This window comes from uncultured Lacinutrix sp. (assembly GCF_947500605.1).
In the GTDB taxonomy this organism is placed as follows: domain Bacteria; phylum Bacteroidota; class Bacteroidia; order Flavobacteriales; family Flavobacteriaceae; genus Lacinutrix.
This window is the reverse complement of record NZ_CANMSJ010000005.1, coordinates 23638-36595: the sequence shown is the minus strand read 5'-3', so window position 1 is coordinate 36595 and position 12958 is coordinate 23638. Positions and strand designations below refer to the sequence as shown.

The 12958-nt window shown below is 31.3% G+C and carries 15 protein-coding genes; 4 read left to right on the top strand and 11 right to left on the bottom strand.

Annotated features, from left to right (window positions below):
• The first annotated feature begins 319 nt into the window (after positions 1–319).
• Positions 320–2392, top strand: coding sequence for a tetratricopeptide repeat-containing sensor histidine kinase (locus Q0935_RS08730; protein WP_299251414.1), 2073 nt, complete (start codon positions 320–322; stop codon positions 2390–2392).
• Between the two features lies 1 nt (position 2393).
• Here the strand turns inward: Q0935_RS08730 and ctlX are convergent, their stop codons facing one another.
• Positions 2394–3326 (bottom strand): citrulline utilization hydrolase CtlX, encoded by a 933-nt coding sequence (gene ctlX, locus Q0935_RS08725; protein ID WP_299384799.1) that lies wholly within the window; start codon positions 3324–3326, stop codon positions 2394–2396.
• A gap of 175 nt (positions 3327–3501) precedes the next feature.
• Between ctlX and Q0935_RS08720 the strand changes: the two genes are divergently transcribed.
• On the top strand, positions 3502–3990 hold the full coding sequence (locus Q0935_RS08720; protein WP_299251410.1) for a hypothetical protein: 489 nt from the start codon (positions 3502–3504) through the stop codon (positions 3988–3990).
• 7 nt (positions 3991–3997) lie between these two features.
• Here the strand turns inward: Q0935_RS08720 and Q0935_RS08715 are convergent, their stop codons facing one another.
• On the bottom strand, positions 3998–4552 hold the full coding sequence (locus Q0935_RS08715) for a thioredoxin family protein (protein ID WP_299384794.1): 555 nt from the start codon (positions 4550–4552) through the stop codon (positions 3998–4000).
• 186 nt (positions 4553–4738) lie between these two features.
• On the opposite strand from Q0935_RS08715, the gene Q0935_RS08710 reads away from it, so the two are divergent.
• Positions 4739–5161 (top strand): hypothetical protein, encoded by a 423-nt coding sequence (locus Q0935_RS08710; RefSeq protein ID WP_299384789.1) that lies wholly within the window; start codon positions 4739–4741, stop codon positions 5159–5161.
• A 23-nt stretch (positions 5162–5184) separates the two neighbouring features.
• On the opposite strand, the gene rimO is transcribed toward Q0935_RS08710, so the two are convergent.
• Positions 5185–6492, bottom strand: coding sequence for a 30S ribosomal protein S12 methylthiotransferase RimO (gene rimO / locus Q0935_RS08705; protein ID WP_299251404.1), 1308 nt, complete (start codon positions 6490–6492; stop codon positions 5185–5187).
• A 107-nt stretch (positions 6493–6599) separates the two neighbouring features.
• Here rimO and Q0935_RS08700 point away from each other — a divergent pair, with 107 nt between their 5' ends.
• Positions 6600–7676, top strand: a complete 1077-nt coding sequence (locus tag Q0935_RS08700; protein ID WP_299384785.1) for a serine hydrolase — start codon at positions 6600–6602, stop codon at positions 7674–7676.
• An 80-nt stretch (positions 7677–7756) separates the two neighbouring features.
• On the opposite strand, the gene ftsY is transcribed toward Q0935_RS08700, so the two are convergent.
• The 8 genes from ftsY to Q0935_RS08660 all read right to left on the bottom strand — a co-directional run bounded on the left by ftsY (position 7757) and on the right by Q0935_RS08660 (position 12952).
• Entirely contained in the window at positions 7757–8731 is a 975-nt protein-coding gene (gene ftsY, locus Q0935_RS08695; RefSeq protein ID WP_299384779.1) for a signal recognition particle-docking protein FtsY, read from the bottom strand.
• A gap of 425 nt (positions 8732–9156) precedes the next feature.
• The gene (locus Q0935_RS08690) at positions 9157–9309 is read right to left on the bottom strand and encodes a DUF4295 domain-containing protein (protein WP_299384774.1); all 153 of its coding nucleotides are present in this window, start codon (positions 9307–9309) and stop codon (positions 9157–9159) included.
• Between the two features lie 9 nt (positions 9310–9318).
• Complete coding sequence (gene rpmG, locus Q0935_RS08685; RefSeq protein WP_055435478.1) at positions 9319–9501, bottom strand: 50S ribosomal protein L33; 183 nt, start codon at positions 9499–9501, stop codon at positions 9319–9321.
• 27 nt (positions 9502–9528) lie between these two features.
• Complete coding sequence (gene rpmB / locus Q0935_RS08680) at positions 9529–9765, bottom strand: 50S ribosomal protein L28 (RefSeq protein WP_055435479.1); 237 nt, start codon at positions 9763–9765, stop codon at positions 9529–9531.
• Between the two features lie 78 nt (positions 9766–9843).
• On the bottom strand, positions 9844–11091 hold the full coding sequence (locus Q0935_RS08675) for a competence/damage-inducible protein A (protein ID WP_299384768.1): 1248 nt from the start codon (positions 11089–11091) through the stop codon (positions 9844–9846).
• A gap of 10 nt (positions 11092–11101) precedes the next feature.
• Positions 11102–11443, bottom strand: a complete 342-nt coding sequence (locus Q0935_RS08670; RefSeq protein ID WP_299384764.1) for an Hpt domain-containing protein — start codon at positions 11441–11443, stop codon at positions 11102–11104.
• The gene (locus Q0935_RS08665) at positions 11444–12055 is read right to left on the bottom strand and encodes a fumarylacetoacetate hydrolase family protein (protein ID WP_299384759.1); all 612 of its coding nucleotides are present in this window, start codon (positions 12053–12055) and stop codon (positions 11444–11446) included.
• A gap of 123 nt (positions 12056–12178) precedes the next feature.
• Complete coding sequence (locus tag Q0935_RS08660; protein WP_299384755.1) at positions 12179–12952, bottom strand: 3'-5' exonuclease; 774 nt, start codon at positions 12950–12952, stop codon at positions 12179–12181.
• Between the last annotated feature and the right edge of the window lie 6 nt (positions 12953–12958).

The window sequence follows — 12958 nt, the reverse complement described above, 5'->3', positions numbered from 1 at the left end:
ACTGTTGCAACATCTTACTATATGATGGCATTTCTTGTGTAATTACCAAAAAGACAACATGATGCATTTCAACGAAAAACCGAACATATTTGTCTTAAATTTCCTATTCATCGACAAATTGCAAGAGTCTTTTATTAACAAGCTCACTTAAACTAATATATTGGCTTTAAAACCTATAAATTAGTATAATAGATGGCTTTTTTTGATTTTTGGTAGGCTATTAAACCCTTAACCAACTAATGTTTATGTCTTTTATAAATACTTTTTATAAAACATTAAAAACCTTTAGCTAATTTTCGTTGCATTGCTGCAAGTACCTATGATAAGACTAATTGTTCTTTTTTGCTTTTTATTTTCTCTAACTGCTTTTTCACAAGATGAAGAGTTAGAAAGTTTACGCATAGAATTAACTTTTCAGAATCCTGATACTACAAAAATTGAAACTTCTCTTAAAATAATAAAATTACTATATAACACTAAAGACTACGATAGCGCTTTAAAGTATATTAATGGAGCCGAAAAACTATCTGAAAATTTAAAATACAAAAAAGGTATTGCAGAGATTACTTTTTATAAGGCATTAATTTATAATAAAGAAAACGATTATATTAATGCTTCTAATCAATTTACTAAAGCGGAGCTGTTATTTACAGCATTAAAAGATACATTATCCTTAGCTAGAACAAAAAACCAATTAGGTATTTTAGAAATAGAACGTGGTAATTATAAAAGAGGACTAAAATATGCTCACGAAGGGATTGACGAGTTAGAAAAAAGAGAACTCTTCGACGATTTAGCAATCGCTTACCAAAGTTTAGCGAAAGCTTATCAAAAAACTGGAGCTACAGAAAAAGCGATCGATTATAACTTAAAAAGCTTAGAAATCCAAGAACGCATTAGTAACATTGAAGGCATTGTAACCAGTAATGTAAGCTTAGCTCAATTATATCTTGAGCAGAACGATTTTAAAAAAACAATACAGTATTACGAGAATGCACTTAAACATGTAAAAAATAACAAAGAGAAATTAAAAGCAAGTATTCTTCCAGATTTAGGAGCTGCTTATATAAAAAATGAAGACTTAAAAACGGCGTCGGATTATTTAGCTGAAAGCATAAAACTAAATAGATCTGTAAAAAATGAAAAAGGCATTTTAAAATCGCTCAATAATTTAGGAGAATTAAATATCCTAAAAAAACACTACAAAACTGCAGAGTTACAGCTTTTAGAGGCTGGTAATATGGGCAGACAAAATAACAATAAACTTGAGTTATTAAAAAACTACAAGCTTATGAAAACCTTAGATTCTACAAAAGGTGATTTTGAAAGAGCTTTTGCTTGGCAAAGAGAATACTTTAAAATAAAAACGAGTCTTGACGCTAAAAAACAAAAAGAGATAGAACCTGTTTTTAAAGAAGATTCTATAGTTGAAATTGAAAAAGAGCCTATAGTTGCATTAAGCAACATCGCTCCAGTTAATGTAGAAAATAATGATAGTCAAAAAAAATTAGACCGCTTAAAACTTGTATTCTATACGGTATTAGCTGCATTTGCTATTTTATTAATATTCTTTGTTTTATTTTATATAAAACGTGGAAATAGTGCTAAATACACAAGAGATTTAGAAGAAAAAAATCAAAAAATAGAATTACAAAATGAAGCTATTTTAGAACAAAGTAAGCATTTAGAAAGCATAAATAAAGTTAAAGACAAGCTGTTCTCTATTGTTTCTCATGATTTAAAAGATTCGCTAACTTCTACAAAAGGTTTTATCGATTTATTAAAAGATGGACAATTGTCTCATGAAGAATTTCATAGTTTATTGCCGGAATTGAGTGAAAATGCTAATAATGCTTCACTGCTACTTTTTAACTTACTAAACTGGTCTAAGTCGCAAATGCAGTCTTTAAACCCGAAACCTTCTTTATTTGATGTACAAGAAGTTTTCAACGAAAAAGTAAAATTAGTAGAACAGAAGATGCAGAAAAAAGGTATTCTCTTAATAGATAATACGGTACGCGATTTTGTTTATGCAGATAGAAGTATGGTCGAAATTATTATTCAAAACCTACTAGCAAATGCCGTTAAGTTTTGTAAAAAAGACGACAACATTACTATAGCCAATAGTGTAAATAATGGCAATAGTATAATTAGTGTTACGGATTCTGGTGTTGGTATCTCTGTAGAGAATCAACATAAACTATTTAATAATAATACGTTTACAACTATTGGAACCGAAAATGAAAAAGGTACAGGTCTAGGCTTAACTATTTGTAAAGAATTAGTAGAACTAAACCAAGGCCGTATTTGGGTAGACAGCGAACTAAATGTAGGCAGCACCTTTTTTGTAGAGCTGCCTAAAACTAAAGTTGAAGAACTTGTAATTACTTAAACTACCCTTTTGGTAAAAACACCTCTGCCATCATACAGCGTGCACTTCCTCCTCCACAAGTTTCTATTGTCTCTAAAGAACTAGACAATATATCACAATGCTTTTCTATTGCTTTTATTTGCTCTGCTGATAAAGAATCGAAAGCTGCTTGACTCATTATTAAATATAACTTATCGTCTTTTCCTTTTACTTGTAACATGTTACCAGCAAAATTGGCAACTTGATCTTCGGTAATATTAATTATCTCTTTACCATCTTCTTTAAGACTTTTAATTACGCTTTTGCGTTCTTTTTTATCGTCTATAGTATCTAAACAAATCACAGCAAATGTTTCTGCTAAACACATCACTACATTTGTATGATAAATTGGCATACGTTTACCATCTACCGTTTGAAATGCTGTAAAAACAACTGGTGTATACTCAAAATCTTCGCAGAATTCTATAAACAAACCTTCGTCTGCTCTAGGAGATAATGCGCAATAGGCTTTATCATTTACACGATCTAAAAGTAAACTACCGGTTCCTTCTAAAAAGACACCTTCGGTTTCTGCAGCTGTATAATCTACTATATTATTAATCTTAAAACCTTCTTTTTCTAAACGTGTAAATATTTCTTCACGACGCTCTTTTCTTCTGTTTTCTGCAAACATAGGATATAAACCTACATTTCCATTCTCATGAAAACTTACCCAATTGTTAGGAAAAATTGAATCTGGAGTATCCAACAACTTATCATCTTCTTCAACAATTACATTAATTCCTACAGCTCTTAATTTTTCTACATAAGCATCAAATTCTTCTTGTGCTTTTGCATTAATATCAGCATTTTTAATATCTAAGTCTTCTTGAAAGTAATTATTAATTGCTGTTTGTTCGTTCATTCTAAAATGAACTGGACGAATCATTAATATTGTATTTGTTGTTTGTTGCATTATCTGTAATTTTTAGAGTGTAAAAATAGAGAATATGTAAATGATATATTCAATTTTTCACAAAATTATGCATTACATATTTTTAAAAATGTTTACTTGCAAAAAATAAAACAATTAGCAAATAACTAACTTCGTAACAGTAAAATACAATCAAAAAAAATAAAACTTAATAACTATGGAATTTGTATCTCATTATTTGCAAAGCGAACGCTTGTTAGGCTTAAGTACAGGGATTTTTGGTCTATTTTCTATTTCTTTAGGAATATTCTTTTTAATATCTAAACCTCAATTTAAGGTGTTTGCTATTACCATGCTTATACTTGGCGCTATAGAAGCTGGCATGTTTATTACAGGATACTTTCTGGTAAACAATGCGAACAAGGTACATAGTAAACTAGAAGCGTATCAAGAATCGCCTAAAGACTACCTTGAAAAAGATAAAATAATAGTAGAAAGAAACTTAAAACTCTTCTTTATTCTAAAATGTACTTACGCTACACTTTTCTTAGTTTTAGCTATTGTTTTGTCTAAAACAGATATAAAATCTATAACTTTTGGAATTTTAACAGCTTTAATGATTCATTTTGCAATGGCCACTATTATAGATACTTTTGGAGAACGCTACACCAAAATTTATAAAAAGGAAATAACAAAAGCACTATAAACTAATATTACTTCCACTTAATATTACAACCTATACTTGGCTTTTGATTTTCTAAGGGTGCTTCATTATTTAATACAGCATCTATAGCTTTTCTTAATGCATCTCCAGTTACAGCAATACCATTTCCAGGTCTAGAATTATCTAATTGTCCATGATATGTTGCTTTTAAATTAGCATCAAACACATAAAAATCTGGAGTACAAGCGGCATCATATGTTTTGGCCACCTCTTGAGTTTCGTCGTATAAATAAGGAAAAGGATATTTTAAATTTGTAGCAACCTGTTTCATTAGTTCTGGTCTGTCTTGAGGATAACTATCGGCATCATTACTACTTATTGCCACAAACCCAATACCTTTAGACATGTAATAGTTAGCCACTTTTACCAATTGTGTGTTTACATGTACTACAAATGGGCAGTGATTACATATAAACATTATTACAGTTCCTTTATCTCCTTTAAGCTCGTGGAGGTTTACCAACTTACCTGTTACAACATCTTGTAAAGAAAATTGAGGTGCAAGTGTTCCGTTTTCGAAACTATTAGATTCTGTTAATGCCATATTTTTTATTTTGAATTTAAAATTACTCGAAAAGTTAGAGATTAGCAACTATTAAATACTAACGAGTAAACACCAATAATCAATTTGATAAATATTTTTACGATTTTTTACCAATTTGCTTGAGTATTTCAAAAATTATTGCTTTCTTGACAGAGATTAATAGCAACCCTTAACATTATCCCTTAAATGAAGTATTCCCTTATACTCGCATTCCTTTTTGTGTCATTTTTTATTTCAGCTCAAAACAATAACAACAACTTATTACAAGTTACCCGTTATAAGCTACATCCCACAGAATTAAATATTCAAAATGATGTTGAAACTGAAAAAATAAATCTTAAAATTTATTATTTAAAAGATGGAGACATTACTGCAGACTATCGTTATTTTAAACCAAAGAAAAATGAAATTTTGTTTTTCTTCGGAAACGATATAAAGACAAACACTACCCAAATGTATTTTAAAGCAGATGATAGCTTAATGCATATATACAAAAAGAAAGACTTTAATAAGCTTATGAAAGTTATTGAGATATTAGAGTACAACGTATTCTCTCAAGAAGCTAATTTCTCTAGTATAGATGCTTACACTGCTTTAGCGCAATTGTAAAATTATTATTAAAAATTAATTTTCTATTTAGTAATTGGTTCTGCGTATAAATCGAAATCTGCTGCTTCAGTAACTTTTACTGTTGTATACTCTCCTGTTTTTAAATAGGTAGTAGTAGCATTAATTAGGACTTCGTTATCTACATCTGGAGAATCGAACTCTGTTCTACCAATAAAATATTCACCTTCTTTTCTATCAATAATTACTTTAAATTCTTGACCAATTTTTTCTTGATTTAACTCCCAAGAAATTTGAGATTGAATTTCCATAATTTCATTAGCACGGTCCTGCTTAACTTCTTGAGGCACATCGTCTACTAAATTAAAGGCGTGTGTATTTTCTTCATGAGAGTAAGTAAAACAACCTAAACGCTCAAAACGCATCTCGCGAACCCATTCTCTAAGCTCTTCAAAATCCTCTTGAGTTTCTCCTGGATAACCAACAATTAATGTTGTTCTAATGGTCATATCTGGAACTGCTGCTCTAAATTCTTTAAGCAACTTCGTCGTTTTTTCTTTTGTAGTACCACGACGCATACTTTTTAATATTGAATCGCTAATATGTTGTAATGGTATATCTAAATAGTTACAAATCTTAGGCTCACGATTCATTATATCAAGCACATCCATAGGGAAACCTGTTGGGAATGCATAATGTAAACGAATCCACTCGATACCTTCTACTTTTACTAAGTTTTCAAGTAGCTCGGCTAAGTTTCTTTTTTTGTAGATATCTAATCCGTAATATGTTAAATCTTGAGCAATAAGTATTAATTCCTTAACACCGTTTGCAGCAAGTTTCTCGGCCTCGATAACTAAATTCTCGATAGGTGTACTTTTATGTTTTCCACGCATTAATGGTATAGCACAAAAACTACAAGGTCTGTCGCAACCTTCAGCAATTTTTAAATACGCATAATTTTTAGGTGTTGTTGTTAAACGCTCACCTATTAGTTCGTGTTTATAATCTGCACCTAAAGCTTTTAATAAACCTGGTAACTCTGTAGTTCCAAAATACTGATCTACATTAGGAATTTGTTCTTGTAAGTCTGGCTTGTATCTTTCAGAAAGACAACCAGTAACAAATACTTTGTCTACATCTCCATCTTCTTTTTTCTGCATGTACTCTAAGATCGTGTTAACACTCTCTTCTTTGGCATTATTAATAAAACCACAAGTATTAATCACAACAATATTACCTTCTTCTTCATGTACAACATCTTTGCCGCTGGCTTTAAGTTGTCCCATTAACACTTCGCTGTCGTAAACATTTTTACTACAACCTAGTGTTATTACATTGATTTTGTTCTTCTTAAGTGACTTAGTACGCATATCTTAATTTTGGACTGCAAATATACGCAATGATTTAAGATATATGATTAATAGTGAACTATTAAACTTTTTGTTTTCTTTATAGTCTAATTACAAAACCACTGTCCATGAAAGTTTTAATACCGTCATTTTATTTAGTAATCTTTTTATTATTTAGTAATTGTAGCACTAATGAAACAGTAATTGAAGATGTTACAGAAATAGAATCTGTTTATTTTCCACCAATTGACGGTACTAACTGGGAAACAAAATCTATAAATAGTATAAATTGGAATGAAAGCCAATTACAACCACTTTTAGATTATTTAGAAGAAAAAAACACCAAAGGTTTTATTGTGCTTCACAATGGTAAAATTGTTATAGAAAACTATTTTAATAATCATGATGTTGAATCTAACTGGTATTGGGCAAGTGCAGGAAAAACACTAACAACAGCCATTTCTGGAATTGCCCAAGACGAAAACCTAATAAACATTAACAATAAAGTATCTGATTATTTAGGTACCGGGTGGACGAGCGCTTCAATAGCAAAAGAACAATTAATAACTTGTGAAAATTTATTGTCCATGACAACAGGTCTTGATGATAGCTTGGGTGATTCGGTTTTACCAGAAAATTTACAATATCTTGAAGATGCTGGACAAAGATGGTCTTACCATAATGTTTTTGTAAAAATGCAAGATGTAATTGCAATAGCAAGTAACCAAAGTTGGTCTAATTATTTCAATACAAAGCTTAGAGATAAAATTGGTATGTCAGGAGTTTGGATTCCTTTTAGCGACTTAAGTGTATATTGGAGTAATACAAGAAGTATGGCGCGTTTTGGTTTATTAATGTCTGTAAATGGAAAATGGGAAACGTCTCAAATTATTCCTGAAAACTTTATAAATGAAGCAACTTCCACATCTCAAGACATTAATAAAGCTTATGGTTATTTATGGTGGCTAAACGGAAAAAACAGCTACCATTTACCACAAAGTCAGTTTGAATTTAATGGAGAATTAATTCCCAACGCTCCTAGCGATATGTTTGCTGCTCTAGGAAAGAACGATCAAAAAATATACGTTGTACCCAGTAAAGATTTAGTTATTGTAAGAATGGGAGAAGCAGCAGATAATTCAAATTTTGCACTCTCAATTTTTGATAATGATTTATGGGAGAAAATTAATTTACTAATAGATTAATTGAACTCATTAAAAGAATAACACCTTTTTACAAGTAAATTTTAATCAAAAAAAAACCTGCTCTCGCAGGAATTTATTTATTATTTAAAGAAAGAATCTACAAACTCATGTTTGTTAAAAACTTGTAAGTCTTCAATGCCTTCTCCAACACCAATATATTTTACAGGAATTTGAAATTGATCACTAATACCAATAACTACTCCTCCTTTTGCTGTTCCATCTAATTTTGTTACTGCTAAAGATGTAACCTCGGTTGCAGCTGTAAATTGTTTTGCTTGCTCGAATGCATTTTGACCTGTAGAACCATCTAAAACAAGTAAAACATCGTGCGGTGCATCTCCTATTACTTTTTGCATAACACGTTTTACTTTTGTTAACTCGTTCATTAAGTTAATCTTATTATGTAAACGTCCTGCGGTATCAATAATAATAACATCAGCATTTTGGGTAACTCCAGACTCTAAAGCATCGAAAGCAACACTTGCCGGATCACTTCCCATATCTTGTCTTACCATTGGCACATCTACTCTATCTGCCCAAACTTGTAATTGATCTATTGCAGCTGCTCTAAAAGTATCTGCTGCACCTAAAACTATATTTAAACCTTGCTTTTTAAATTGGTAAGCTAGTTTTCCTATTGTTGTTGTTTTACCTACTCCGTTTACTCCAACTACCATTAATACATAAGGTGTTTTTGTTCCGTTAGCTTGAGGTGGTAATTTAGGTATTATATATTCTGTGTCTTCACCAGAATTTGTTTTACTTAATAATCCAGCAATTTCTTCTCTTAAGATTTTATTAAGCTCGTCTGTTCCTAAATATTTATCTTTTGCTACACGCTCTTCTATACGTGTTATTATTTTTAATGTTGTATTTACTCCAACATCACTAGAGACAAGTACCTCTTCTAGATTATCTAATACGTCTGCATCTACTTTAGATTTTCCTGCAACTGCTTTACTTAGTTTACCTAAAAAACTTGTGCTTGTTTTTTCTAAACCTTTGTCTAAGGTTTCTTTTTTTTCTGAAGAGAATATTTTTTTAAAAAAACTCATTACTGTTTGTGTTTGTTGTTGGGTAGTAAAGTTGATACTCTACGTTATTTCTGCGTTAGGGATTGCAACGGCATCCTTTTTGTTTTTCTGCAAAAAGATACAGTGGAAAGCCCGACCTTTAGGTAACGCCAAAATTATAATAACAATTGTTAAGCCTTTTTTATTAAAACTGCTACTTTGTCATTAATATTTGTAAAGTAACGCAATATTTTGGAATTATTGAAGATATTTATTCTAGCATACTAAAAGCACTAGTTATAAAACTAGATTTATTGTATACTCTTTTTAAGGAGGAAGAGAAAACTATATAAAAAGTAAAAGCCGCTTTCTTTTAGAGAGCAGCTAATATATTTTAATCTATCCCACTATAACGTGGGATGTATACTATTATGTATTTTGAAAAACAAAATACTATATGGTAAAACTTATTTCTTGTTTAAGAAATCGCTTACTAATTCTGGTGCCATGATTTTTTCAACAAACATGTAGGCTCCTGTTTTTGGAGACTTTTCCATTCTGATTGCTTTTGATAATCTTTTTGACGATGTCTGTAAAGACGCTACGGTTTTCTTTGCCATGGTTCCTTATTATTTAATTTCTTTATGAACAGTCATTTTCTTCAAGATTGGATTAAATTTCTTAATCTCCATTCTATCTGGTGTGTTCTTTTTATTCTTAGTTGTAATATAACGAGAAGTTCCTGGTTGTCCAGACTCTTTGTGCTCTGTGCACTCTAATATTACTTGTACTCTGTTTCCTCTTTTTGCCATTTTCTTATTCGTTATATAGCTTGGCTATTATTTTATAAATCCTTTAGCTTTTGCATCTTTTAACATTGCTACGATCCCAATCTTATTGATTGTTTTTAAAGCAGACGTAGAAACTTTTAAAGTTACCCACTTATCTTCTCCAGGTATGAAGAAACGTTTTTTGATTAAATTAGCATCAAACGTACGTTTAGTTCTATTCTTTGCATGCGACACGTTGTTTCCAACCATTGCTTTCTTTCCTGTAAGTTCACAAACTCTTGACATTACTTATAACTTTAAATTGTTATTAAAATTCGAGGTGCAAATATAGGAAATGTTTTAGTATTCACAATCTGTTTTTTATCAATTTTTAAAAATTTCTTTTTGAAGTTGCTCTAAAGCCTTATTAACCGCCTTGTTTATTACTCTTGTGCGGTTATTGCCAAGTTCGTATTTTTCGCAAAAAACACCTTCTTTTGTCGCTAATGCAATAAACACTGTCCCAACTTCTGCTTCTGCATCGCCTTTTGTTGGTCCTGCAGTGCCTGTTGTTGAAATAGCATAGTCACTTTTATATAGTAGTCTACATTGCACTGCCATCTCCTTAGCAACCTCTTCACTTACAACCGAATACTTTTTAATTGTTTGCTCCAAAACGCCTAAAATATCTATTTTTGTTTGAGTTGCGTAAGTAATCATTCCGCCTTTAAAAAAAGAGGATGCTCCTGGATGTTCTGTAAACGTTTCTGCTAGTTTCCCACCTGTGCAACTTTCTACAACTGCTAAAGTTTTATTGTTTTTAGTAAGCTGCTTCCCTATTAAAACCTCGATATCTCCATCTTCTTCGAAACCTACAAAGACGTCTTCTATTAATGGTAAAACAACTTTAATCAACTCTTCTATTTCATCTATTAGCACTTGCTCATCAAATCCTTTTCCAGAAAGTCTTAGTCTTACTTTTCCTAAATTTGGTAAATATGCTAATTTAATATGTTTTGGTAAATTATCTTCCCAAGCTTCTATCTTGGTCGCTAATCTACTTTCTCCCATGCCATAGGTTAGTAATGTTCTATGAATAATAAATGGGCGTTTGTATTTTATGGTTAGCCTTGGAAGTACTTCTTCTTCCATTAATGCTTTCATTTCGAATGGTACACCTGGCATTGATATAAATACCTTATCTCCTTTTTCTATCCACATACCTGGCGCACTACCAACCAAATTCATAAGCACTTTTGCTGTTGAAGGCACAAATGCTTGATCTAAATTTACTTGTTGTATAGGTTGCTTTACATGTTCTCGCCACAGTTTTTCAATATTTTCTGTAACTGATACGTTTCTAACTAAAGTATCGTTAAAATATTCGCAAATGGTGTGTTTTGTTATATCGTCTTTGGTTGGGCCTAATCCTCCTGTAACAATAATAATATCTGCATTTTCTTCGGCTTCAGCCAATGCTTTTAAAATGTGTTGCTTATCGTCTTGAACGGATGTTATTTGGTAAACAGAAACACCTATATTATTAAGTGCTTTACCAATAAACGCCGAATTAGTGTCTACTACTTGCCCAATGAGGATCTCGTCTCCAATGGTAATTATTTCGGCTTGCATGAATTATATATTATAAATTAAAATCTGACTTGATTTCGTTTGCAGCATTTTCTACTGCCTCTAAAACGTCTTTTAATTGCGCAGAAACATCTTCGTTTGCTTTTTCAAATTTCCCCCAATCTTGGACAACAATTAATTTATCTAGAACACCTAATTCGAAAACATCGACCGTAGGTTTCATTTTATGTGCTGTTTGGTAGGTTTGAAGAAAGTTATCATTTTCGACAGCTTCTTTTAAGACTTTAGCATCTGCAGGAACTTCTTCTAAAAAAGTTTCTGCTAAAGCCAAGATAAACTCTTCGTCGTTATCTGCTAGCTCTCTTAATCTATGTAGTTTGTAGTTTTCTTCCATTTATTTTACTGTTATAGAAAACAACTGCTTATCTTCTATGTATCCTTTTAATTTATCATTGGCAATTACCTTACCAACTCCAGCTGGAGTTCCCGTAAATATAACATCTCCAATCTTTAAAGTAAAATATTTCGAGACATATTCTATGATTTCGTCAATTTTCCACAGCATGAGACCTGTATTTCCTTGTTGCACAACCTCTTCGTTCTTTTTTAGGCTAAAATCTAAATTGTTTAAATCTTTAAAGTCTTCTTTTGGCAACCAATTACCTATTACTGCTGCGCCATCAAAGGCTTTTGCTTTTTCCCAAGGTAATCCTTTAGCTTTTAATTGCGCTTGTAAATCGCGTGCTGTAAAATCGATTCCAAGTCCTATTTCACTATAATATTTATGTGCGAATTTTTTATCTATATATTTTCCTACACGATTTATTTTCACCAAAACCTCTACTTCGTGATGCACATCGTTAGAGAATTCTGGTATAAAAAAAGGTTGTTTTTTTAATAAAATAGCCGTGTCTGGTTTTAAAAACACAACAGGATCTGTTGGCTTTTCGTTTTCCAACTCCTTAATATGATCTGTGTAATTTCTACCTATGCAGATTAGTTTCATTTTTTTTTAGAATAAAGAAAAAAGATCGCTTCGCTGTAAGAAACAAGACTTTTACTCTTGTGAATTATAATTATTAGAAGAATAAAGTCTTGTTTCTTAGATCTATTCTCTCTTTTCTTTTTTTTAAATCTTATTATTAAAAGCTCTTAACTTAATAGCTGTCAACACCTTTTTAGTATACAAAGGGAAATCGGCATTTAAAAGCCAACCAAAGTAACCTGGTTCTTTATCTAAAACGTCTAATACTTTTTTGTTTTTATGCTTCCCAAAAGAGAAACACTCTTCTCCATCTTCGTTAAAATTAATAAAACCTGCAAAATCAGCAAACTTTTTATGTACACTAAACTCTGCTAAAAACTTAGTATCGTTTTCTAAATCTTCGTAACGGTCTAATTGTGCTTTTAACACTTCGTATGTTGCCAATGTGTCTGCTTCAGCTGTGTGCGCATTTTCTAAACTTTTATCACAATAAAATTTGTAAGCAGCACCAAGTGTTCGCTTTTCCATTTTATGAAAAATAGTTTGCACATCTACAGCCACTCTTCCTTTCATATCAAAATCCATTTCTGCACGAAGCATTTCTTCAGCTAATAAAGGAATATCGAAACGATTAGAATTAAATCCTGCCAAATCACATTCTTTAGTCATTATACTAATCTCTTTTGCAAGTTCCTTAAATGTTGGCTCGTTAGCCACACGCTCATCGGTTACACCATGAATAAGGGAAACTTCTGCAGGAATTGGCATTTCTGGGTTTACTAACCAGGTTTTACTTTCTTTATTTCCGTTTGGAAAAACCTTTAAAATAGAGATTTCAACAATTCTATCTTTAGAAATATTAATTCCTGTTGTTTCTAAATCGAAAAAGCAAATTGGTTTTGTGAGATTTAATTCCATGTAATT

What these genes read in the sequence shown, in the direction of transcription:
- rpmB (WP_055435479.1), bottom strand. Translation starts at nt 9,765, where the DNA reads ATGTCAAGAGTTTGTGAACTTACAGGAAAGAAAGCAATGGTTGGAAAC.
- Q0935_RS08665 (WP_299384759.1), bottom strand. Translation starts at nt 12,055, where the DNA reads ATGAAACTAATCTGCATAGGTAGAAATTACACAGATCATATTAAGGAG.
- Q0935_RS08710 (WP_299384789.1), top strand. Translation starts at nt 4,739, where the DNA reads ATGAAGTATTCCCTTATACTCGCATTCCTTTTTGTGTCATTTTTTATT.
- Q0935_RS08720 (WP_299251410.1), top strand. Translation starts at nt 3,502, where the DNA reads ATGGAATTTGTATCTCATTATTTGCAAAGCGAACGCTTGTTAGGCTTA.
- Q0935_RS08730 (WP_299251414.1), top strand. Translation starts at nt 320, where the DNA reads ATGATAAGACTAATTGTTCTTTTTTGCTTTTTATTTTCTCTAACTGCT.
- Q0935_RS08670 (WP_299384764.1), bottom strand. Translation starts at nt 11,443, where the DNA reads ATGGAAGAAAACTACAAACTACATAGATTAAGAGAGCTAGCAGATAAC.
- Q0935_RS08700 (WP_299384785.1), top strand. Translation starts at nt 6,600, where the DNA reads ATGAAAGTTTTAATACCGTCATTTTATTTAGTAATCTTTTTATTATTT.
- ctlX (WP_299384799.1), bottom strand. Translation starts at nt 3,326, where the DNA reads ATGCAACAAACAACAAATACAATATTAATGATTCGTCCAGTTCATTTT.
- Q0935_RS08660 (WP_299384755.1), bottom strand. Translation starts at nt 12,952, where the DNA reads ATGGAATTAAATCTCACAAAACCAATTTGCTTTTTCGATTTAGAAACA.
- Q0935_RS08715 (WP_299384794.1), bottom strand. Translation starts at nt 4,552, where the DNA reads ATGGCATTAACAGAATCTAATAGTTTCGAAAACGGAACACTTGCACCT.
- ftsY (WP_299384779.1), bottom strand. Translation starts at nt 8,731, where the DNA reads ATGAGTTTTTTTAAAAAAATATTCTCTTCAGAAAAAAAAGAAACCTTA.
- rpmG (WP_055435478.1), bottom strand. Translation starts at nt 9,501, where the DNA reads ATGGCAAAAAGAGGAAACAGAGTACAAGTAATATTAGAGTGCACAGAG.
- Q0935_RS08690 (WP_299384774.1), bottom strand. Translation starts at nt 9,309, where the DNA reads ATGGCAAAGAAAACCGTAGCGTCTTTACAGACATCGTCAAAAAGATTA.
- rimO (WP_299251404.1), bottom strand. Translation starts at nt 6,492, where the DNA reads ATGCGTACTAAGTCACTTAAGAAGAACAAAATCAATGTAATAACACTA.
- Q0935_RS08675 (WP_299384768.1), bottom strand. Translation starts at nt 11,091, where the DNA reads ATGCAAGCCGAAATAATTACCATTGGAGACGAGATCCTCATTGGGCAA.